The organism is Phaeobacter sp. JH20_34, from assembly GCF_048056095.1.
In the GTDB taxonomy this organism is placed as follows: Bacteria; Pseudomonadota; Alphaproteobacteria; order Rhodobacterales; family Rhodobacteraceae; genus Phaeobacter; species Phaeobacter bryozoorum.
Map to the genome: position 1 here is coordinate 86,773 of NZ_JAYMWT010000011.1, position 20,241 is coordinate 107,013.

The following is a 20,241-nucleotide window of genomic DNA, read 5'->3' on the forward strand; positions in this document are numbered from 1 at the left end:
TTGCCGCGCAGGCTATCAGAGCTCGTAAGCGCGCGCACCGAAGATGGCCGATCCAACACGCACATGGGTCGCGCCTAACGCAACAGCAGTTTCAAAATCACCACTCATGCCCATCGACAGGCCCGTTAGGCCATTTCTCTCTGCGATCTTGCGGAGAAGAGCAAAATGCAGGCTCGGTTCCTCAGCTGCGGGCGGAATACACATCAGACCTTCGAGGGGCAGATCCATATCCTGACATTCGCGAATGAAGGCATCTGCTTCACCCGGAGGGATCCCGGCTTTCTGCGGCTCCTCGCCGGTGTTGACCTGGACGAACAGCTTTGGACAATGGCCCAGTTCCTGCGCCAGCCGCGCGATGGTCTTGGCCAGTTTCGCGCGGTCAACAGTATGAATGTTCTGAAACAGATCCATCGCCTGCCGCGCCTTGTTGGTCTGCAGCGGGCCAATCAGGTGCAGATCCAGTTCCGAGTAGCGCGTCGAGAAGTCCGGCCATTTTCCGGCGGCTTCCTGCACACGATTCTCGCCAAAACAGCGATGCCCCTCTTCCAGAACCGCCGCGACCCTGTCGTTGGGTTGAACCTTGGATACCGCGATCAGCTGCACCGACCCTCGAGGGCGGCCAGCTTTTTCTTCGGCGGTATGAATGCGGGATTGGATCTCCTGAAGCGACATGGGGCAGTCTCACTATGGTCAGATGTTGCCGCAGACAAACACGGTTTCTGCACAAAAGAAAAGGGCGAGCTCGTAAGAGCCCGCCCCAAGAACCGTAGTGGTTCAGGTCAGCTTAGAAGCTGAACTGAGCACCGAAGTCGGCACGCATCTGGCCGTCGGCGCTGCCCACTTTGCTCTCGCCGATACCACCGCGCAGGGAGACACCGCCGCCCAGGTCGTGGATCACGCCCAGACCAACGTTGCGGGTGTCGCCGTCGCCGGAACCGTCGCCGTAAGCGAAGGTCAGGGTAGTTGCGGAGCTTACGTCGTAAGCAGCAGAGATACCGTAGAAGGTGTCGGACTGAGCAACGTTGCCCGCGATGGATTCATCACCAACCAGCAGGGTGCCGGAGAATGCGCCCCAGGTGCCGCCCAGCGACAGAACAACGATGTCGTCGTCGTCTGCTGCGCCGTTGTCGGTTTCACCGTATGCCAGAGCGGCAGTGATGTTGCCGAAGGTGTAAGCAGCGTGGATGTCGAAACGGTCGCCGTCGCCACCGTTTGCCGCCTGGTCGTAGGACGCAGCAACAGCGAAGTCACCAACTGCGTAACGAGCGTAAACGCCGTTCACGCCTGCGCCACCGGAGGAGTAACCAACGAAGTCGTAGTTAACGCCGGAGTACTGACCAACGAAGTTTTCCAGGCCCGGCTCGTTGCCGTAGTAGTTGGGCAGGTTGTCGATTGCGCCAGCAACGTTACCTACGTCAACACGCAGACCGCCGTACTCAACCGAGAAACGCGCGCCGTTCAGGCCAGCTGCGTTTGCTTCGCCGGAAGCTGCATCTTCGTCAGCCTGCATACGAACGCGAGCGGAGAACTTCACGCCTGCGTCGGTTTCAGCGGAGCCATCGATGTTCATGCGGAAACGGCTGACGATCACGGTGTCGGAAGTGCCACCAACGGTACGATCTTCAACGTAGCCGATACCAAAGCGGCCGTAGCCACCGAACGAAACGTCTGCTGCTGCAACACCAGCGGTGGCGACCAGCGCAGTCGAAGCGAAGAGAATCTTTTTCATGTTTTTCCCTCGGGTTTAAATGTCCAAGCTCAAACAGGCGCTGAGTGGCACAAGTCTGAGTACGCCCTCCGTTTCGCTCTTTTTGGGGTCGTTACGCAAGCTTGGGCGCAGGCGGCAAATCCTTTCGGCCCGAAGTTGATGCAACCATGTCACAGTATCTTAACCCGAGCGGCATCAACGGCTTCGCACAGAGAGAGTCTATTAAAGAATAGGCTTGTTGCCGCCCTATCGCTTGGCTAGGACTAGTCCGCAACCGGAATAGCAACGGATCTTGCCCATCATGCGCTGGCTCACGAAACTTGGACTCATCTCGCTTCTGGCTGTCACCGCCAGCTGTGGCGCATTCGGCGGCAAGAACCGCGGCGGCCCGTCGGCCTATAATGAAAACGTCATTGGCGGCAACCCGCGTAACCCGGAGAACATAGAAGGCACGACAATCTGGGATGCCTTCAAACCCACGAAGGCCGAACAGATTGTTCAGGTGAACCGTTACCTCTGGACCGCAACGCTGGATGTGCTGGACTTCCTGCCGCTGCAAACCGTCGAACCCTACACCGGTGTGATCGTCACAGGTTACGGTACTCCCCCGGGTGGCGGGCGCGCCTATCGCGCAACGGTTCATATCAAGGATCCCGCACTGGATGCCCGCTCGCTGAACGTGTCGCTTCAGACCCGCAACGGCCCGGTCAGCGCCAGTACAGCACGCGCGATCGAGGATGCGATTCTCTCTCGGGCCCGCCAGCTGCGCATCGCCGACCGCAAGCTTTAACCCGGCGCATCCCCCTCTTCTGCCCTCTGGAACAGGCGGGCAAACATCACTATCACAAGCGCCAGGCCCCAAACCTGGCGTTTTTATCTACGAAGGACAGCTCTGATGCCCCGTTATGTTGCCCCGGAAATCGAAGCGCGTTGGCAGGACGCATGGGAAAAAGCCGGGATCTTTCAGGCGAAACGCTCCGCTGACAAACCGAAGTATTACGTCTTGGAGATGTTCCCCTATCCATCGGGCAAACTGCACATGGGGCACGTGCGCAATTACACCATGGGCGATGTGATCGCGCGCTACAAACTGTCGACCGGCCATAACGTACTGCACCCGATGGGGTTTGATGCCTTTGGTATGCCCGCTGAAAACGCCGCGATGGCCAGCGGCGGTCACCCCAAGGACTGGACCTACGCGAATATCGACACGATGGTCGAACAGATGAAACCGCTGGGCCTGTCGCTGGATTGGTCGCGGATGTTCGCCACTTGCGACGAATCCTACTATGGCCAGCAGCAGGCTCTGTTCCTCGATTTCCTCGAAAAAGGTTTGGTCTACCGCAAAAATGCCGTGGTGAACTGGGATCCGGTCGACATGACCGTATTGGCGAACGAGCAGGTCGAAGGCGGCCGAGGCTGGCGCTCCGGCGCCTTGGTCGAGCGCCGCGAGCTGACGCAGTGGTTCTTCAAGATCTCCGATTATTCGGATGAGCTGCTGACCGCGCTGGACACTTTGGAAAATTGGCCCGCCAAGGTGCGTCTGATGCAGGAGAACTGGATCGGAAAATCACGCGGCCTTCAGTTCAGCTTTACCCGCAGCGATGGCGGCGATCCGATCGAGGTTTACACAACCCGCCCCGATACGCTGAACGGCGCATCTTTCGTGGGCATCTCTCCCGATCACCCGATTGCCAAGGCGCTGGAAGCCGACTCGGAAGAAGTCGCCGCCTTTGTCGCCGAATGCCGCAAGGGGGGCACGACCGAAGAGGCCATCGAGACCGCCGAGAAGCTGGGCTATGACACCGGTATCCGCGTGAAGCATCCGCTGGATCCGAATTGGGAGCTGCCGGTCTGGATCGCGAACTTCATTCTGATGGACTACGGCACCGGCGCGATCTTTGCCTGCCCTGCACATGACCAGCGCGATTTCGAATTCGCGACCAAATACAGCCTGCCCATCATTCCGGTGTTCCAGAACCCTGAAGATGACAGCCCCTTGACCGAGGCCTATGTCCCGACCAAGGCCGAGAAGGTTCGCTATGTCAAAGGCTTCGCCGGTGCGGATGAGCAAACTGGTGAAGAGGCCGTAAATGCCGCCGTCGACAAGGCCGAACGCGAAGGCTGGGGTGCAGGTGTCACCAAATTCCGCCTGCGCGACTGGGGTCTGTCGCGCCAGCGCTACTGGGGTTGCCCGATTCCCGTGGTGCATTGCCCGGACTGCGGCGTGGTACCGGAGAAGAAGGAAAACCTGCCCATCGCGCTGCCCTATGACGAAGACGGCAAGGCGATTGACTTCTCGATCCCCGGAAACCCGCTGGATCGTCATCCCAGCTGGCGCAACTGTGCCTGCCCTGCCTGTGGCAAGCCTGCGCAGCGCGAAACCGACACAATGGATACCTTCGTTGATTCGTCGTGGTATTTCGCCCGTTTCACCGCGCCCGACGCCGAAACACCGACTCGGATGGAGGATGCCGACTACTGGATGAACGTCGATCAGTATATCGGCGGCGTCGAGCACGCGATTCTGCATCTGCTTTATTCGCGCTTCTTTGCCCGTGCCATGCAGATCTGCGGTCACCTGCCCGAGAAGGCCAAGGAACCCTTTGACGCGCTGTTCACCCAAGGCATGGTGACACATGCAATCTATGAAAACGCGGAGCGCCGCACTGAGAATGACCGCCCGATCTACCACTACCCGGAAGAGGTCGAGGAGCGCGACGGTGCGGTTGTGGTCAAGGAAACCGGCGAAACGGTCAAGGTCATCCCCTCGGCCAAGATGTCGAAATCCAAAAACAACGTCGTCGATCCGCTGCACATCATCTCGTCTTATGGGGCGGATACGGCACGCTGGTTTGTGCTCTCCGACTCACCGCCTGAACGAGATGTGGAATGGACGGCCTCTGGTGCAGAAGCCGCGCATAAGCACCTGAACCGCGTCTGGAATCTCTGCGATCGCATCGGCGAGATGGACCCGAGCGCTGGCGGTGAGGGCGACGATGAGCTGCTGCGCGATATGCATAAGGCAATCCGCGATGTTACCCTCAGCATTGAAACCTTTGGTTTCAATGCGGCGATTGCAAAACTCTACAGCTTCACCAACACCCTTGCCAAATCCAAGGCCGGGGCTGCCGCGCAGAAACAGGCGATCATGACACTGGCCCAGCTGATGTCTCCGATGACGCCGCATCTGGCTGAGGACATCTGGAACCATCAGGGGGGCGAAGGCCTGTGCGCAACGGCCCCTTGGCCGGTTGCGGATGAATCGATGCTGGTGGAAGACAGCGTCACCCTGCCGATTCAGGTCAACGGCAAACGCCGCGGTGAAATCACCGTTGCCAAGGACCTCGGCAAGGATGAGGTTGAAAAAATCGCCCTCGCGCATGAAGCTGTGCAAAAGGCGCTGAATGGCGCCGCTCCAAAGAAGGTGATTGTCGTGCCGGGTCGGATTGTGAATGTCGTGGCGTAGGCCAAAATACCTCATCGCATTGGCCGCTTCTTTGTTGGTGGCGGCCTGCGGTTTCACTCCGGTTTACGCGCCCGGTGGCAGCGGATCCGTGCTTTATGGCGCGGTAAGGGTGCAAGCCCCGGAAACGCTGGGCGCTACGGATGATACCGACGCCTATTTCCTGGTCCAGAATCTCGAAAGCCGGTTGGGACGCGGGTCTGGTGCAGATTATGCGCTGGACCTGAAACTGCGCACCCGAAGCGAAGGTCAGGCGATCACTGCCGACAATGAAATCACCCGCTATTCCATCGTCGGGCAGGCAGCCTATGTGCTGACACGGCAGTCCGATGGCACCATCGTCGCCAGTGGTGACGTCGAGAATTTCACCGGCTATTCCGCAACCGGAACCACTGTTGAAACTCTTGCCGGTGAACGTGATGCTCACCGGCGGCTCATGATGATCCTCGCGGATCAGATCACGACTGATCTGCTGAGCACGGCTGATCTCGGCCAGACCGGCAGGAGCCAGACCCCGGCTGCTTCCAAATGAAACTGAGCCCACGCGAGGCGGACGGATATTTCGCCAAACCGGATCCGGCGAAGACAGGCCTGTTGATCTACGGCCCCGACGCCATGCGGGTGTCGTTGAAGCGACAGCAGATGCTGGCAGCGCTCCTGGGACCAACCGCAGAAGAAGAGATGCGTCTGACGCGGATGTCGGCTGCGGATCTACGCAAGGACGCAGCCCTGTTGATGGATGCGGTCAAGGCCGTAGGGTTCTTTCCCGGCATCCGCGCGGTATTTGTCGAAGAAGCCAATGACACCGCAGCACCAGCTATTATCGCAGCGCTTGAGGCCTGGCAGCCGGGCGACGCGCAGATTGTGGTGACGGCCGGACAATTGAAGGCAACGTCCAAGCTGCGCAAGGCTTTTGAAAGTCACCGGAACGCCTATGCCACGGGGATCTATGATGATCCGCCATCACGCAGCGAAATCGAACGTATCCTGACCGAAGCCCGGATCCGTGACGTCCCTGTGGACAGTATGTCTGCGCTGGTCGATATCGCGAATGATATTGGACCCGGTGATTTCTCCCGCATGGTTGAGAAACTTGCACTCTACAAATACGAGGACAGCACGCAGCTGACGCTCGAAGACATTCAGGCGATCGCGCCGCAATCCACCGAAGCTGCAGTCGATGATATGCTCAATATCGTGGCAGAGGGGCGCGGTGCCGAAATTGGCCCGCTCATGGGTCGTCTGCAGGCACAGGGCACCAACGCCGTAACGCTTTGCATCGGCGCGACCCGGCATTTTCGGACCCTCTACACAATTGCCTCCGATCCCGGAGGTCCAGCACAGGGCATCGGGCGCTTGCGGCCGCCGGCCTACGGAAAACGTCGCGACCGGCTTCTGCGACAGGCCCAGAGCTGGGGCGCTTTCAAACTTGAAACTGCGCTGACCCTGCTGACCGATACCGATCTACAGCTGCGCTCAGCCGGACAGACCGCACCGGCTCTTGCGTTGATGGAACGTGCCTTGATCCAACTGGCGCGTCTCAGCCGCGTCGGGTGAGCCCTTGGCTGTCGGGCGGGTCCAGACGCTGCGTCCAGATCACGGCTGCTTGAGAATGGCTTGACCCCACAGCCGGAACCCGGTTCCGTTTCGGACAGAAACCGCAGGGAGATCTCGAAATGTACACCGTTATCGGCAAACAGCTGACCCGCAGTTACCGCGTGCTTTGGGCGCTTGAGGAAATGGGCCAGCCCTATGAGCTGAACCCGGCCTCTCCGCAAAGCGAGGAGGTTCTGGCCCTCAACGCCTCCGGCAAGGTCCCTGTGTTCAAGGACGGGGACGATGTGATCACCGATTCGACAGCGATCATTACCTATCTGGCGGACAAGCACGGGCAATTGACCGCCCCTGCCGGCACGATTGCGCGAGCAAAGCAGGATGCAATGACACATCTTCTTCTGGACGAGCTGGACGCTTTGCTGTGGACCGGGGCGCGCCACAGTTTCATTCTGCCCGAAGACAAACGAGTGCCCGAGGTCAAAGACAGTCTGAAGTGGGAATTTTCCCGCAATCTCGCGCGGCTTGAAAACATGATGGCTGGTCCATTTCTGATGGGCGAGGAGTTCACCATACCTGACATCATCTGCACCCATTGCCTGAACTGGGCCTATAGCGCCAAGTTCCCAATCGAGAGCGACGTCCTTCTGGCCTATAGCAAGCGCATGCGCGCACGTCCCGCCTTTCAGGCGGTAGCGGCATCGGTGGCGTAACTACCGGCCAGATAGTCGACGGCTGACCGCCCCGCCCAACGTCCTGTCGCCAGGCAGGCGGTCAGCAGATACCCTCCCGTTGGGGCTTCCCAGTCGAGCATTTCCCCGGCGCAGAACACGCCGGAACGCGCATGCAACATCAATCCTGAATCAACAGCCCGGGCCTGAACACCGCCAGCGGTGGAAATCGCCTCATCCATCGGCCTCAGCCCGGCATGGCGGATCGGCACAGCCTTCACCAGCCGGGCTAGCGTCTCGGGCTCCGCTGGTAATGGCCGCGCGAATTCCTGCATCACCGCCAGACGCGGCGGTGTCAGTTTCAGTACCTTGCGCAGATGGGTCGACAAACTGGATTTGCCGCGCGGGCGGGTCAGACGTGCGATGACCTGATCCAGCGACAGATCGGGCAGCAGATCCATATGCAGCGCTGCGCCCTCGCGCACAGCGGCGCAGACCATATAGACCCCTCCCCCTTCGAGCCCTTGCCGGGAGATCACCGCCTCACCACGGGTGCGAACCGCACCGGCGCATAATGCGATACCCTTTAGTGGTGCGCCAAAATGCTGGGCCATGTGATCTGACCAAAGGATCAAGAGCCCGGCATTGGCGGGCTGGAAGGGTGCAAGCGGCACAGCGTCGGCGGCCAGTGTCTCTGCCCAGCGGCCGTCGGATCCCAGTCGTGCCCAGCTGGCGCCCCCCATGGCCAGAACTGTCGCCCCGGCCGTGACCTGCCGCAGGCCGTCCGGTGTGTCGAACTGCAGAGCGTCACCTTGCCACCCCAGCCAGCGCCAGCGGGTGCGGCGCTCCACCCCGTATCCGTCCAACCGGGCCAGCCACGCCCGCAGCAGCGGAGAGGCTTTCATTTCGCTGGGGAAAACCCGTCCTGTGGTGCCCGTGAACAAGGTGCTGCCCAACCCCGTCGCCCAATCCATCACCTCTGCCGCATCACATTCCGCGATCATCGGCGCCAGCCAGTCCGCCGCCGCGCCGTAGTGGCTGAGCAGCATCGAACGTGGTTCGTCTTTCGTCAGGTTGAGGCCCGATTTACCGGCCATCAGGAATTTTCGGGCAACCGAGGGTTTGGCATCAACTATAAGCGTCCGGTGACCAGCTGCCCCGAGCTCTTCGGCAGCCCGCAAACCCGCAGGTCCAGCACCGATGATCACGGCGTCCCAGTTTTCCAGTTCCTGTCCCAAATAGACGGTTCCTTGCGCGCTTGCCCTTGCCGATGACCGACACAGGCGCATGTCCTACGGTTGAACCAGCCATACTCAGAGACTGCGCCAATGTCACCGTCTGCCGACGCCGATCCCATATGCCCGCTGTGCCACCGTCCGATCCCAAGAGAGGTCGCACAAAGCCTGCATCACCTAATCCCCAAGCTGAAGGGCGGTAAGGGCGGACCAACGGTTTTGCTGCATCACATCTGCCACAAGGAAATCCATTCAGCACTCAGCGAAGCGGAACTGGCGCGGTCCTTCCATACGGTCGAAGCCTTGCGCCAACATCCCCGGCTGGCAAAATTCATCGCCTGGGTGCAAAAACGCCCGCCGTCCTTTCAGTCGCGGGTACCGGGAGGACGGCGGAAACGCTGACTAGCCGGCGTTTAGACTCGTGTGCAATCGGACAGGATCGCCTGCGCCATATCCATCTCGGCGGCGAGGCTATCCGCCATCAGGTCACGGGCTGTCTCCATCAAGTCCTCAGGCTGCACAATCCGGTCTATCAACCCAAACTGCTGCGCCTCCTCGGCGGAGATCTTCTGTCCAGCGGCCAGGATCAGCTTCGTGCGCGCGGGACCGATCAACGCCGACATGCGCCGCGCGTCAGAGGGTTGCGGGCGGTAGCCAAGCTTCATGACCGGGTAAAACACCTTCGCAGTTGGCACGGCGATTCGCAGATCGCAGGCCAGTGCCATCCCATTTGCCCCGCCCGCCAAAGTGCCGTTCAACGCAGTAATGGTAAGACAGGGAAGGTCGGCAATGGCTCCCGACAGCTGCTCCCACAATGGCGATGTGGCAAGACCGGCCCGCGCCGCATCCAGATCCGCACCGGCGCTGAAAACACGGCCAGCCCCCGTGATGATCAGCCCACGCGCGCCCTGCGCGCGGGCCGCGATATCGCAGAGCTGCTCCAGCATTTGAACGGTCAATGCGTTGGCCTTGTCCGGCCGGTTCAAGGTGACCGTCCAAAGACCGTCCTCTCCGATGTCGAGGTCGATCATATCAGGCCGACCTGCTTGCGGATGCCGTCATCACGCAACGAGATTTCGGTTCCGACCAGGTCGTCCGCCGCCGCGCTGCACATCCACAGCAGAGCCCGTGCCGGCCACTCGGCCGGAATATGATCTGACCAATCCAACCGGCTGACCGGATTGACGCCGCTGGCCTTGATCACCCGCTGCATTTCCGTTGCTACGGTGCCCGGAGACAGCCCCATGGCGCGAATCCCATTTGCCGCTTCTTCATGATGCAGGGACCGGGTCAGCATCGCGGCAGCCGCCTTGGAGGCGCAATAGGCACTCCAGCCTTCCACCGGGTTATGCGCAGCACCCGAGCTGACGGTCAGGACTGTTCCACCACCCGCTGCTTTCATCCCCGGCAGGACCGCACGCATTCCGTTGAATACACCATTCACATTGATGTCGATCAGCCGGGCCCAGTCGTCAGGATCGGCCGCTTCAAGACGGGCAATCGGATCGACCACACCGGCATTGTTGATCAGTATATCAATCCGCCCAAACTGCGCCTCGGTTTGCGCGACAGCGGCCGCTACAGCCTGGTAGTCGGCCACGTCACAGGCGAAGGTCAGCACCTTTCCGCCGATCTCTTTTGCCAGCTCGGCGAGGCTGTCTTCACTCCTTGCCAGCAAGGCCACATTGGCCCCGGCAGCGGCAAACACACGGGCCGTATCGGCACCGATACCCCGGCTCGCGCCGGTTATCACAACTGTCTTGCCCTTGATCTCCATACTATTAATCTCCAAATCCCTGTTTTGAAATGTGGTAGACTGGTTAGGGGGAACGGTCCAGTGGGATGCCCCCTTGACCCGGCACCTCCTCCGGCCAACCATGGCGCAAAATAGACCACGAAAGGTATACTTATGTCCGTTTTCCTCGCCCGCAGCAGCGGTGTTGCGATTGTTATGGCGTTTTCTGCGCAGGCGGCCCTGGCAGATGTAACGGCAAAAGATGTCTGGTCGGACTGGAAGTCCTACATGACGGCCACCGGTTACACGGTGAATGGCACCGAGACTATGTCCGGCGATACGCTGACCGTCTCTGACATCTCGATGGCCATGCCAATCATGGAGGAAAACACCAGCGGCACGCTGACCCTCCCCGACATCAAGTTCGTCGAAAACGGTGATGGCACAGTCAATATCATGCTGCCCGCAGACATGCCGATGATGTTCAAAATGGACGGCCCGGAGGGTGTCGCGAGCGGGACCATTGTTTACACCCACGACGGCAGCCCGATGCTGGTTTCCGGCGACGCGGATGAGATGACCTATGATTATGCCAGCAGCTTGATGAAAATCTCGGTGACGGATCTGAAGATCCCGGACGAAGACATCCCTGCCGAAACCGTACAGCTGACCATGACGCTGGCGGATGTTGTGACAAAAACTGTCATGACCAACTCTGACGTCCGCGCCTACAACCAGACAATGACCAGTGAATCGCTGAACTTTGACGCGACGATCAAGGTGCCTGAAACCAACGATGGCGGCTCTTTCAAAGGGGCGATGCAGGGTGTGCGCTTCGCGGGCACGACAATTGTTCCCGAAGGGCTGGAAACCAACGATATGGCGGCGCTGCTGCGCGGTGGCTTCAACGCTGAAGGTACATTTGACTTTGTAAGTGGCAACAGCGCAATCAGCGGCCAGGATGGTACCGATACCTTTGCGCTGGATAGCAACTCCGAAGGCGGAGCAATTGGCTTCAGCATGGGCCTCGACGGATTGACCTATGACGTCAAACAGAACCGCACCGAAACCAATATCACCAGCTCGGACCTGCCGTTCCCGCTGGCGCTGTCCATGGCCGAAGCCGCCTTCAAACTGACCATGCCGATTGCTCAATCCGACGAAGAGCAGGATTTCGCCCTCGGTGTGTTGCTGCGCGACTTTGACGTGCCGGAAATGCTCTGGGGTATGGTGGATCCCACCGGTGCCCTGCCTCACGATCCCGCAACCGTTGCGCTAGATCTGGCAGGCAAGGCAAAACTGGCCTTCGATTTCTTTGACCCGAAAGCCATGGCTGAGGTGGAAAACGGCGAACAGGCGCCGGGTGAGCTGCACGCGCTGACCGTCAATGCGCTCGAAGTCTCCGTAGCAGGCGCAAAACTGACCGGCACCGGGGATTTTGCCTTCAACAATGACGATCTGGAAAGCTTCGACGGCATGCCGGCACCTTCTGGTGAGGCAAACCTGACGCTGACGGGCGCCAACACGCTGCTGGACAAGCTGATCGGAATGGGTCTGGTTTCGGACAGCGACGCCATGGGCGCGCGCATGATGATGGGCATGCTGGCGGTTCCCGGCGATGGCGAGGACACGCTGACCTCCAAGATCGAAGTGTCAGAGGATGGTCAGATCAAGGCGAACGGCCAGCGCATCAAGTAACCACAGCACCTGACTGACTGGATGATCGGGGCCGCAAATTGCGGCCCCTTTTTTTGTCTGCGCCCTTGCAGCCTCTCGCTGCGCTGGCTAGCTCTAGGTGATGTTCAACCCATGTAGGTGCCCATGACCCAGACCCCCGAAAGCCTAAGCCACGCTCTTCTTGATGCCGCCCGCAAGGCGGGGGCCGATGCCGCCGACGCGATGGTGGCAGAAGGCAGCTCTCTCTCCATCGAAGTGCGTCAGGGCACGCTGGAACATGCCGAGCGGTCCGAAGGGGTGGATCTGGGCCTGCGGGTCTTTGTCGGGCAACGTCAGGCCTGCGTTTCGGCCTCGGACATGCGGGACGAAACCCTGACGGCCATGGCGGAACGCGCTGTCGCCATGGCACGCGAGGCCCCCGAGGACCCCTATGCCGGTCTGGCCGAACCGCACCAGCTTGCGCAGAATTGGGATCTCGCCGCGCTGGAGCTCTTTGATCCCAGCGACGAACCGGCCCCTGCCACCTTGCAAGAGGATGCACTGGCGGCTGAGGCGGCTGGCCTCGGCGTTTCGGGGGTAACCCAGGTACAATCTGCGGCGGCCGGATACGGCAGCCATAAGGTCCATATGGCCGCGACCAACGGGTTTTCCGGTGGCTACCAACGCAGCAGCCGCTCGATCTCCTGTACCGCCATCGCAGGAAGCGGAACCGGCATGGAACGTGACTATGACGGCGACTCCCGAACCTTCCAGGCAGATCTGCGGCCGGCTGATGACATCGGACGACAGGCTGGTGAGCGCGCAGTCGAACGGCTGGGCGCTCGCAAACCGGAAACCGGCAGCTACCCGGTTTTGTTCGACGAACGCGTCTCGTCCTCTCTGATCGGCCATCTTTTGGCTGCGGTGAACGGTGCGAGCATCGCCCGCGGGTCCTCCTGGCTGAAGGACGCTCTGGGAGATCAGATTCTGCCGACGCATCTGAGCGTCACGGAAGACCCCTTTCGCCCCCGGATTGCCGGATCGCGTCCTTTCGATGGCGAAGGCCTGCCGACGCAGCGCCGCGCCATTATCGACAACGGGATGCTGACCGGCTGGACGCTCGATCTCGCATCGGCCCGCAAGCTGGAAATGCAAAGCACTGGCAACGCTGCACGCGGTGTCGGCTCGGTGCCATCCCCATCGCAGTGGAATATCGCGCTGACCCAAGGTCCCGATAGCCGCGCCGATCTGATTGCCAATATGGGCACCGGCCTTCTGGTCACGTCGATGATTGGATCCACCATCAACCCGAATACCGGCGATTATTCTCGCGGGGCCGCCGGTTTCTGGGTGGAAAACGGTGAGATTGCCTATCCCGTCAATGAATGCACGATTGCAGGCAATCTGCGCGACATGCTGCGCGGTATTGTTCCAGCCAATGACGCGCGAACCCATCTGTCCCGCATTGTGCCCTCATTGCTGGTCGAGGGGATGACCCTTGCCGGAAACTGATCTTTCCCTGCTGATCCGCGCCGCAGAGCAGGCAGGCGATATCGCCTGTCGCTACTCTGGGCCCGAAGCGCAGAAATGGGAGAAACCAGACGGTGGCGGGCCAGTGACGGAAGCTGATATCGCCGTCAACGAGCTGCTTGCCGACGTGCTGCCCGGCGCCCGCCCGGATTATGGCTGGCTGTCTGAAGAAAGCGAAGACACCAGCACACGTCTGAACCGTGAAAAGATCTTTATCGTCGATCCTATCGACGGCACCCGCAGTTTCGCCGAAGGATCTCGGACCTGGGCCCATTCGCTGGCGGTTGCGCATAACAGGACGATCACGGCGGCAGTCATCTACCTGCCCCAGCGCGAGCTGATGTATTGCGCAGCACTTGGACAAGGCGCGACCTGCAATGGCACAGCAGTCGAGGTTTCCCGACAGGATGACCTCAACGCCGCAAATGTTCTGGCGGCAAGACCGCTGCAGGACCCCGAACACTGGCACAATGGCATGGTACCCGCGTTCAATCGCAGTCATCGCCCTTCGCTTGCCTACCGAATGGCGCGGGTCGCGGATGCGGGCTTTGATGCCATGCTGACCCTGCGCCCCAGTTGGGAATGGGACATCGCAGCGGGTGACCTGATCCTGCGCGAGGCCGGAGGGCTGTGCAGCGACAGGTTCGGCGTCGGCTTGCGGTTCAACAACCCTCACCCTACGCTCAACGGCGTTGTCGCTGCGCCGCCGCGACTGCACGAACAACTGATTGCCGCGCTCGATCCGAAGGGTCCCGGCCTTCGCCCGCTCTGACAGCCGCGCGCAGCAGGAAAACCGTAGCCATGTCGAGACCTTCCGCCGCATCCGACCGCAGCCTCCGCTGGCCTGCCCGTCCCGCAGGCGAAGTGCTGTGGATCCACGCCTCCACGACAGAGCGGTACATGGCTCTCGGCGATGTCGGGAACCGTATGAAATCGCTTCGACCCGATCTGTCTGTTTTGGTGACGTGGAGCCGCGACATCACGAACAGGCCACTGGTCGAGGGCTGCGACCTCGCTGCGGGACCACCGCCGGATGACACCCCGGCCGACGTGCGGATGTTTCTCGATCACTGGCGCCCCGATCTGCTTATCTGGTCGGGGGGAGACCTCCGTCGTGGACTGATGCGCCAGATGAGCGAACGTCAGATCGACAGCCTACTGGTTGATATCGAAGCGAGAGAATTGCCCGATCGCACCAGTCGTTGGTTGCCGGACCAGCGCCGTCGGCTTTTCGACCGCTTCAGCGAAATCATGACCCCGTCAGATGAGGCCCGAGCGCAGATGCTCCGGCTCGGTGTCGCTGCAGATCGGATCCAACAGACCAATCCCCTGCGGTTGTCGGCCACGCCCCCTGGCTGCAACAGCGATGAGCTTACCCATATGCAGGCCCAGCTGGGGAGCCGTCCGGTCTGGTTCTCTGCGCAGACCGAGCTGGGTGATCTGCCAACCATCCTGACGGCACATCGCAGCGTACTGCGGCTTTTGCATCGGTTGCTCCTGGTAATCGCGATCCGCGATGAACAGGACCTCGCAGAGGCCCGCGATGCGATCATCGCCAGCGGCCTGCAGCTGGCCGATTGGGACAGCGGCGAAGAGCCTGATGAATACACTCAAGTCCTGCTCAGCTCTTCCGATGACACCGGTCTCTGGTACCGGCTTTCGCCACTGTGTCTGCTGGCCGGCAGTCTGCCCCGCCACGCAAGCGGACAGAACCCGCTGGATGCCGCAGCACTCGGGTCGGCGATCCTGCATGGGCCGGGTCTTGGCACATATGCTGCCTTATATGAGCGGCTGACAGAGGTTGGCGCCGCGCTGAAAATCAACGATGCCGAAGATCTTGCGCAGGGCGTGCTCAGCCTGTCGGCCCCTGATCGGGCGGCGGAGATGGCGCTTGCCGGCTGGCAGATCGTCACAGAAGGCGCCGATATGACCGACCACCTTATGGATCGCGTCCAGGAGTTGCTGGACAAGCGAGAGGACCGATATGAAAGCTCCTGACTTCTGGCACAAGCCCGCCGGAGACTTCGATATTCGCAAGACCTTGCTGGCGCCGCTTGGCCGGATCTACGCATATGCCACCGCCAGACGCCTGGCGCAGGGCGCCGCGCTACGGGTGGCTGTTCCGGTGATCTGTGTCGGCAACATCAACGCCGGTGGCACCGGCAAGACGCCAACGGTCATTTGGTTTCTCGAACGGCTCAGGGATATGGGGCATGAGCCACATGTGGTGACCCGTGGCTATGGCGGCTCTCTGTCCGGTCCTGTGCAGGTCGATCCGGGCCGTCATCGCGCCAGTCAGGTTGGCGACGAACCCCTGCTCCTGGCGGCCTTTGGAGAGGTCTGGAAAGCTGAGGATCGCGCCGCCGGTGCGCAGGCGGCTGCCGCGGCGGGTGCGACTGTCATACTGCTCGATGACGGCTTTCAGAACCCGAGTGTTCACAAGGATCTTTCCGTGGTCGTCGTCGACGCGGAGCGTGGGTTTGGCAATGGCCATTGCCTGCCCGCCGGTCCACTGCGTGAGCCGGTGGCGACGGGTCTTGCGCGCGCCGATCTGGTATTGTCGCTGGGCCGACCCGAGGCGCAGGCACGGTTCCAGTCAGCCTGGAGCGATGCCCTGAAGACATGCCCACATTACTCCGGCGCACTGGAGCCTTTGAAAACCGGAATGCCCTGGCAGGGGACGCCGGTGCTGGCATTCGCAGGAATTGGTCATCCACGGAAATTCTTCGAGACGCTGCGTGACCTTGGCGCGGATCTGCGCCGTAGTGAAGCGTTGGACGATCATCAACCCCTGTCCACTGCCCTGATGTCCCGGCTGGAAACCGAAGCCAAGCTGATCGGTGCCCAGATGGTCACCACCGAAAAAGACGCGGTCCGGCTGCCAGAGAGTTTTCGCAACAAGGTGATCACGCTACCGGTGCGCCTGCAGATCGACAAGGATGACGCGCTTCTGGCCCAAATCCGCAAGGTCGCTCCACCGCCTCCATAACACTCGGGCAAGAAGACACGGTGCACTCTCATCCAGTCTGGCAGCAGATTGCAAAAAACCCGCCGCGGTCACCGGGCGGGTTTTCCTATCTGCATTTTCCCAAAGGAAGGGGTATCAGCCGTCGAGTTCGGCGTCGATCAGCGCTTTGAACGCCTCATAAGACTGATTTTCCACTTTCTTGCCGTTCAGGATGAACGACGGCGTGGACTCGATGCCATGCTCTGTCGCATTTTCCTGATACCAGTTGACGAGGGTCTGGGCCTTGGTCCCATCCTGAAGACAGGCCTCCAGCTGTTCCTCTTCCAGACCTGCGAGCCGCCCGATCTTGCGCAGCGCATCAACGATTTCGGTCGCGCCACCCGCTCGGGCCCAATCAGATTGCCCCTTGTAGATCAGGTCGCTGATCCCGAAGAACTTCTCAGGTCCTCCACAGCGCGCAATCATCGACGCCCAAAGGCCATAGCGATCGAAATAGACCTCGCGGTAGATGAACTTCACCTTTCCGGTGTCGATGTAATCCTGCTTCAGCTGCTTGTACGCACCCTGGTGGAAATTCGCGCAATGCGGACAGGTATAGGACGCATATTCAATCAGCGTTACCGGAGCATCTTCGGCACCTTGCACCATCTCGACGATGGTGGAGGTATCAACCTCTGCATCTTGCGCGTAGGCCGCCCCAACCAGCGGGTTGCCGGGCAGAGAGGTGCCGCCTTGCAATGCGGCATAACCATAGACACCCGCCGCAACGACAGCGGAGGCAAAGATGCCGGACATCAAACGGGTCATTCATACCCCTTTCTAAGAGTTTTCTGTTTCGTCAGCACGTTGCGCCCAAGCCGTTCAAGCGCTGCGCGCAATTCATCACTTTCGACCCCGGTCGCAGCCTCGGCTGCCGCCGCTACGTCCTTCGGATCAGGCGCCTGGGGCTTGCGGACCTTCGGAGCGTATTTAAAGGAAACCTGCCCCTCGGCAAAGCCAGTGGGCGCGGTCTGAGTAATCCGGACCTTGGAAATTGCGTTATAGCCGTAAACCGCGTTCACCTTGCAGCGCAGAGGCTCTTTCTGCATTTCCAGCATCGGCGCATGGGCACCGGTGGTCAACAACGTCAACGTCGCTCCAAATCCACCGCGCCCGTAGTGCACATTGACCGGGCGCGCGATAGAGGAGATGTCGGGACCGGCAATTTCTTCCCAATGGGTGAGCAGGCGCGACACCGCAAAGCCCCGGCTTTCGCCGGCTTTGCGAATCTGATCGTTCAGAAGCTGCGATGTTCGCTTGAACCCGCGAGATTTTGTCCGTTGCACTGCCATGACCGTGGTTTTGCTAGACTGCTCGCCCTATTGTAAAGGGCTGCCATGCGAGAACCAGCGAAACCGGGCCATAAAGGATAAAGAATGCGTGACCTCAACAGCGAGAGCCACCCGCAGAGCCGTGATTTGCTGGACTGGTACGACCAGCACGCGCGCAGCCTGCCCTGGCGTGTCAGCCCGTCGGATCGCGCCGCCGGTATCTGGCCCGATCCCTACCGCATCTGGCTGAGCGAGGTCATGTTGCAACAAACCACTGTGGCTGCCGTCAAGGACTACTTCCACCGGTTCACCAGCCGCTGGCCGACGGTGGCGGATCTCGCGGCGGCGGCGGATGCAGATGTCATGGGGGAATGGGCAGGTCTTGGGTATTACGCACGGGCACGCAATCTGCTGAAATGCGCGCGCGTGGTGGCCGAGGAACACGGTGGCACCTTTCCGAATACCTATGACGGGCTGATCGCCCTACCCGGCATCGGCCCCTATACCGCCGCCGCCATTTCGGCGATCGCATTTGACCGCCCGGAAACCGTGCTGGACGGCAATGTCGAGCGGGTGATGGCGCGGCTTTACGATATCCATACTCCCCTGCCAGCGGCCAAACCCCAGCTGAAAGAGAAAGCTGCAGCCTTGACCCCAGCAATGCGCCCGGGCGACCACGCTCAGGCGGTAATGGATCTCGGCGCGACGATCTGCACACCGCGCAATCCGGCCTGTGGCATCTGCCCATGGCGCAGCCCCTGCGCTGCCCGTGCGGCTGGCACAGCTCTGGAACTGCCAAAGAAAACCCCCAAGAAACCCAAGCCAACCCGCCTTGGCATCGTCTATCTGGCACGCAGCTGCGATGGCGACTGGTTGCTGGAGCAGCGCCCGGACAAGGGGTTGCTGGGCGGTATGCTGGGCTGGCCGGGCAGTGATTGGAACGACGATCCGGCCCCAGTCCCACCGTTTGAGGCCGATTGGCAGGATCTGGGGGCGGAGGTGCGTCACACCTTCACCCATTTTCACCTGGTCCTGCAGGTCATGCTGGCGGAGCTGCCACCGGGTTTCACACCGCAGGACAGTCAGCGCGTGATAAAACGACATGACTTCAAACCCACCGACCTGCCGACGGTGATGCGCAAGGCCTTCGATCTCTGGAAGGGGCGCTGATGCCTTCTCTTTTATCCGGGCAGGGCGCATAGTCGACCACGAACGCGCCCGACCTGAATGAGGCTGTACTGGAATGATATCCGCCAAGACTCTGCGCAGCTGGCAGGCCGCCCTGCCCTTTTGGTTGTCCTTTCTGCTGGTGCCGCTGGTCGGGCTCGCCGCTCTTTATGGTGGCTGGCTCATCCTGCTGCCGCCCTTCGTCACCTGGTATCTCTTTGCGGCATTGGACGGGGTCTTCGGGCTTAATCTTGAAAACGCGGATCCGCTCACACCCGAAGAAGATCTTCATTGGTATTCTTCACTGACCATTGCCTGGGTTCCGGTGCAGGTCCTGCTCCTGATTGCCATGCTAATCTACGTGCCTGGCGCCGATCATCTCTCGGGAGCGGAGAAATTCGGGGTATTCTTCGGTGTTGGCGTCCTCAGCGGCACAATAGGGATCAACTACAGCCACGAATTGATGCACCAGAAGAGCAGACTGGAGCGTTGGCTGGCGGATATCCTGCTGGCAATGGTGCTCTATTCTCACTTCAGATCCGAGCATCTGCTCGTGCATCATCGCCATGTCGGCACACCCCGCGATCCGGTCACAGCGCGCTACAACGAGGGCTTCCATCGTTTCTATCCGCGTGTTCTGTGGCAATGCTGGCGGTCTGCGTTTCGGGCTGAGAGAGCACAACTGGCGCGCCGCAACCTACCTTGGACTGACCGGCGCAACCCGTTCTTTCGCTATTGGGCGCTGCAAGCCGCGTTTCTGCTGATGGCCTTTGTGCTGGGCGGGATGCTCGGCGTAGGATTGTTCCTGGTCCAGGCCGGTGTCGCGATCTGGCAGCTGGAACTGGTGAACTACGTTGAACACTACGGTCTTACGCGCAAATATCTGGGCGGGGGCAAATTTGAGCCTGTGATGCCGCGCCATTCGTGGAATGCAGCCCATAAGGCGTCAAACTGGCTGTTGATTAACCTGCAACGCCATTCCGACCACCACTACAAACCCGATCGTCGCTTTCCCCTGCTTCAGAACCACACATCAGCCGATGCTCCCCAGCTACCCTACGGCTATCCGGTCATGACAGTTGCGGCGATGATACCACCGCTGTGGCGGCGGATCATGAACCCGCGAGTGCGGCGCTGGCGGCAGATGTATTATCCTGACATCACCGATTGGAGCGCCTACAATGCGGCCCGTTGCCACGAAGACCGCCCCGACCCGACACCGGCAGGCCCGCGCGCCTAGC

Annotated in this window: 20 protein-coding genes; 13 read left to right on the plus strand and 7 right to left on the minus strand. The window is 60.6% G+C overall.

The annotated features are described in order from the left end of the window. Positions 1 to 15: 15 nt before the first annotated feature. Complete coding sequence (locus tag VWZ81_RS09820; protein ID WP_416542620.1) at positions 16 to 672, minus strand: YggS family pyridoxal phosphate-dependent enzyme; 657 nt, start codon at positions 670 to 672, stop codon at positions 16 to 18. A gap of 112 nt (positions 673 to 784) precedes the next feature. Beyond that, positions 785 to 1,729, minus strand: a complete 945-nt coding sequence (locus tag VWZ81_RS09825; RefSeq protein WP_340546937.1) for a porin — start codon at positions 1,727 to 1,729, stop codon at positions 785 to 787. Between the two features lie 280 nt (positions 1,730 to 2,009). Between VWZ81_RS09825 and VWZ81_RS09830 the strand changes: the two genes are divergently transcribed. The 5 genes from VWZ81_RS09830 (at position 2,010) to VWZ81_RS09850 (ending at position 7,441) form a co-directional block, all read left to right on the plus strand. After that, on the plus strand, positions 2,010 to 2,498 hold the full coding sequence (locus VWZ81_RS09830; RefSeq protein WP_340546938.1) for a DUF3576 domain-containing protein: 489 nt from the start codon (positions 2,010 to 2,012) through the stop codon (positions 2,496 to 2,498). 105 nt (positions 2,499 to 2,603) lie between these two features. Continuing rightward, complete coding sequence (leuS, locus tag VWZ81_RS09835) at positions 2,604 to 5,177, plus strand: leucine--tRNA ligase (RefSeq protein ID WP_416542621.1); 2,574 nt, start codon at positions 2,604 to 2,606, stop codon at positions 5,175 to 5,177. Further along, positions 5,164 to 5,706 (plus strand): LPS assembly lipoprotein LptE, encoded by a 543-nt coding sequence (gene lptE, locus VWZ81_RS09840; RefSeq protein WP_416537669.1) that lies wholly within the window; start codon positions 5,164 to 5,166, stop codon positions 5,704 to 5,706. The genes leuS and lptE overlap by 14 nt, the downstream gene beginning before the upstream one ends. Continuing rightward, positions 5,703 to 6,731 (plus strand): DNA polymerase III subunit delta, encoded by a 1,029-nt coding sequence (gene holA, locus VWZ81_RS09845; protein ID WP_416542622.1) that lies wholly within the window; start codon positions 5,703 to 5,705, stop codon positions 6,729 to 6,731. Before lptE ends, holA begins: the two co-directional genes overlap by 4 nt. Before the next feature lie 119 nt (positions 6,732 to 6,850). After that, positions 6,851 to 7,441: a glutathione S-transferase family protein gene (locus VWZ81_RS09850; protein WP_416542623.1), complete on the plus strand. Its 591-nt coding sequence runs from the start codon at positions 6,851 to 6,853 to the stop codon at positions 7,439 to 7,441. Here VWZ81_RS09850 and VWZ81_RS09855 read toward each other — a convergent pair. Continuing rightward, a complete protein-coding gene (locus VWZ81_RS09855) occupies positions 7,414 to 8,637 on the minus strand; it encodes a TIGR03862 family flavoprotein (protein WP_416542624.1) in 1,224 nt (407 codons plus the stop codon). The genes VWZ81_RS09850 and VWZ81_RS09855 overlap by 28 nt on opposite strands. 90 nt (positions 8,638 to 8,727) lie before the next feature. Here VWZ81_RS09855 and VWZ81_RS09860 point away from each other — a divergent pair, with 90 nt between their 5' ends. Continuing rightward, positions 8,728 to 9,036 carry an HNH endonuclease gene (locus tag VWZ81_RS09860; protein ID WP_340546944.1) on the plus strand — a complete coding sequence of 103 codons (309 nt, stop codon included), beginning with the start codon at positions 8,728 to 8,730 and terminating at the stop codon, positions 9,034 to 9,036. An 11-nt stretch (positions 9,037 to 9,047) separates the two neighbouring features. Here VWZ81_RS09860 and VWZ81_RS09865 read toward each other — a convergent pair whose 3' ends face one another. Next, positions 9,048 to 9,665, minus strand: coding sequence for an enoyl-CoA hydratase/isomerase family protein (locus VWZ81_RS09865; protein ID WP_416534460.1), 618 nt, complete (start codon positions 9,663 to 9,665; stop codon positions 9,048 to 9,050). Beyond that, positions 9,662 to 10,411 (minus strand): SDR family oxidoreductase, encoded by a 750-nt coding sequence (locus tag VWZ81_RS09870; RefSeq protein WP_416541488.1) that lies wholly within the window; start codon positions 10,409 to 10,411, stop codon positions 9,662 to 9,664. Before VWZ81_RS09870 ends, VWZ81_RS09865 begins: the two co-directional genes overlap by 4 nt. A 132-nt stretch (positions 10,412 to 10,543) precedes the next feature. Here VWZ81_RS09870 and VWZ81_RS09875 point away from each other — a divergent pair, with 132 nt between their 5' ends. From VWZ81_RS09875 to lpxK, 5 genes are all read left to right on the plus strand, one after another. After that, entirely contained in the window at positions 10,544 to 12,067 is a 1,524-nt protein-coding gene (locus VWZ81_RS09875) for a DUF2125 domain-containing protein (RefSeq protein ID WP_416542625.1), read from the plus strand. Positions 12,068 to 12,190: 123 nt separating this feature from the next. After that, positions 12,191 to 13,537 carry a TldD/PmbA family protein gene (locus VWZ81_RS09880; RefSeq protein WP_416537673.1) on the plus strand — a complete coding sequence of 449 codons (1,347 nt, stop codon included), beginning with the start codon at positions 12,191 to 12,193 and terminating at the stop codon, positions 13,535 to 13,537. Continuing rightward, a complete protein-coding gene (locus VWZ81_RS09885) occupies positions 13,524 to 14,327 on the plus strand; it encodes an inositol monophosphatase family protein (RefSeq protein WP_416542626.1) in 804 nt (267 codons plus the stop codon). The genes VWZ81_RS09880 and VWZ81_RS09885 overlap by 14 nt, the downstream gene beginning before the upstream one ends. 29 nt (positions 14,328 to 14,356) lie before the next feature. Next, on the plus strand, positions 14,357 to 15,553 hold the full coding sequence (locus VWZ81_RS09890; protein ID WP_416537674.1) for a 3-deoxy-D-manno-octulosonic acid transferase: 1,197 nt from the start codon (positions 14,357 to 14,359) through the stop codon (positions 15,551 to 15,553). Further along, positions 15,540 to 16,544, plus strand: a complete 1,005-nt coding sequence (lpxK, locus tag VWZ81_RS09895; protein ID WP_416542627.1) for a tetraacyldisaccharide 4'-kinase — start codon at positions 15,540 to 15,542, stop codon at positions 16,542 to 16,544. Before VWZ81_RS09890 ends, lpxK begins: the two co-directional genes overlap by 14 nt. A gap of 114 nt (positions 16,545 to 16,658) precedes the next feature. Here the strand turns inward: lpxK and VWZ81_RS09900 are convergent, their stop codons facing one another. Both VWZ81_RS09900 and VWZ81_RS09905 read right to left on the minus strand, forming a co-directional pair. Next, complete coding sequence (locus VWZ81_RS09900; protein ID WP_340546952.1) at positions 16,659 to 17,330, minus strand: DsbA family protein; 672 nt, start codon at positions 17,328 to 17,330, stop codon at positions 16,659 to 16,661. Beyond that, positions 17,327 to 17,854, minus strand: a complete 528-nt coding sequence (locus tag VWZ81_RS09905) for a DUF721 domain-containing protein (RefSeq protein ID WP_416542628.1) — start codon at positions 17,852 to 17,854, stop codon at positions 17,327 to 17,329. Before VWZ81_RS09905 ends, VWZ81_RS09900 begins: the two co-directional genes overlap by 4 nt. An 84-nt stretch (positions 17,855 to 17,938) precedes the next feature. Here VWZ81_RS09905 and mutY point away from each other — a divergent pair, with 84 nt between their 5' ends. Together mutY and VWZ81_RS09915 are read left to right on the plus strand one after the other, a co-directional pair. Further along, positions 17,939 to 19,003 carry an A/G-specific adenine glycosylase gene (mutY, locus tag VWZ81_RS09910; protein ID WP_416542629.1) on the plus strand — a complete coding sequence of 355 codons (1,065 nt, stop codon included), beginning with the start codon at positions 17,939 to 17,941 and terminating at the stop codon, positions 19,001 to 19,003. A gap of 73 nt (positions 19,004 to 19,076) precedes the next feature. Beyond that, a complete protein-coding gene (locus VWZ81_RS09915) occupies positions 19,077 to 20,240 on the plus strand; it encodes an alkane 1-monooxygenase (RefSeq protein WP_416542630.1) in 1,164 nt (387 codons plus the stop codon). Position 20,241 lies beyond the last annotated feature (1 nt).

Bases quoted from the DNA above. Each gene is read 5' to 3' on its own strand.
- VWZ81_RS09820 (WP_416542620.1), bottom strand. From the start codon at position 672: ATGTCGCTTCAGGAGATCCAATCCCGCATTCATACCGCCGAAGAAAAA.
- VWZ81_RS09825 (WP_340546937.1), bottom strand. From the start codon at position 1,729: ATGAAAAAGATTCTCTTCGCTTCGACTGCGCTGGTCGCCACCGCTGGT.
- VWZ81_RS09830 (WP_340546938.1), top strand. From the start codon at position 2,010: ATGCGCTGGCTCACGAAACTTGGACTCATCTCGCTTCTGGCTGTCACC.
- leuS (WP_416542621.1), top strand. From the start codon at position 2,604: ATGCCCCGTTATGTTGCCCCGGAAATCGAAGCGCGTTGGCAGGACGCA.
- lptE (WP_416537669.1), top strand. From the start codon at position 5,164: ATGTCGTGGCGTAGGCCAAAATACCTCATCGCATTGGCCGCTTCTTTG.
- holA (WP_416542622.1), top strand. From the start codon at position 5,703: ATGAAACTGAGCCCACGCGAGGCGGACGGATATTTCGCCAAACCGGAT.
- VWZ81_RS09850 (WP_416542623.1), top strand. From the start codon at position 6,851: ATGTACACCGTTATCGGCAAACAGCTGACCCGCAGTTACCGCGTGCTT.
- VWZ81_RS09860 (WP_340546944.1), top strand. From the start codon at position 8,728: ATGTCACCGTCTGCCGACGCCGATCCCATATGCCCGCTGTGCCACCGT.
- VWZ81_RS09865 (WP_416534460.1), bottom strand. From the start codon at position 9,665: ATGATCGACCTCGACATCGGAGAGGACGGTCTTTGGACGGTCACCTTG.
- VWZ81_RS09870 (WP_416541488.1), bottom strand. From the start codon at position 10,411: ATGGAGATCAAGGGCAAGACAGTTGTGATAACCGGCGCGAGCCGGGGT.
- VWZ81_RS09875 (WP_416542625.1), top strand. From the start codon at position 10,544: ATGTCCGTTTTCCTCGCCCGCAGCAGCGGTGTTGCGATTGTTATGGCG.
- VWZ81_RS09880 (WP_416537673.1), top strand. From the start codon at position 12,191: ATGACCCAGACCCCCGAAAGCCTAAGCCACGCTCTTCTTGATGCCGCC.
- VWZ81_RS09890 (WP_416537674.1), top strand. From the start codon at position 14,357: ATGTCGAGACCTTCCGCCGCATCCGACCGCAGCCTCCGCTGGCCTGCC.
- lpxK (WP_416542627.1), top strand. From the start codon at position 15,540: ATGAAAGCTCCTGACTTCTGGCACAAGCCCGCCGGAGACTTCGATATT.
- VWZ81_RS09900 (WP_340546952.1), bottom strand. From the start codon at position 17,330: ATGACCCGTTTGATGTCCGGCATCTTTGCCTCCGCTGTCGTTGCGGCG.
- VWZ81_RS09905 (WP_416542628.1), bottom strand. From the start codon at position 17,854: ATGGCAGTGCAACGGACAAAATCTCGCGGGTTCAAGCGAACATCGCAG.
- mutY (WP_416542629.1), top strand. From the start codon at position 17,939: ATGCGTGACCTCAACAGCGAGAGCCACCCGCAGAGCCGTGATTTGCTG.
- VWZ81_RS09915 (WP_416542630.1), top strand. From the start codon at position 19,077: ATGATATCCGCCAAGACTCTGCGCAGCTGGCAGGCCGCCCTGCCCTTT.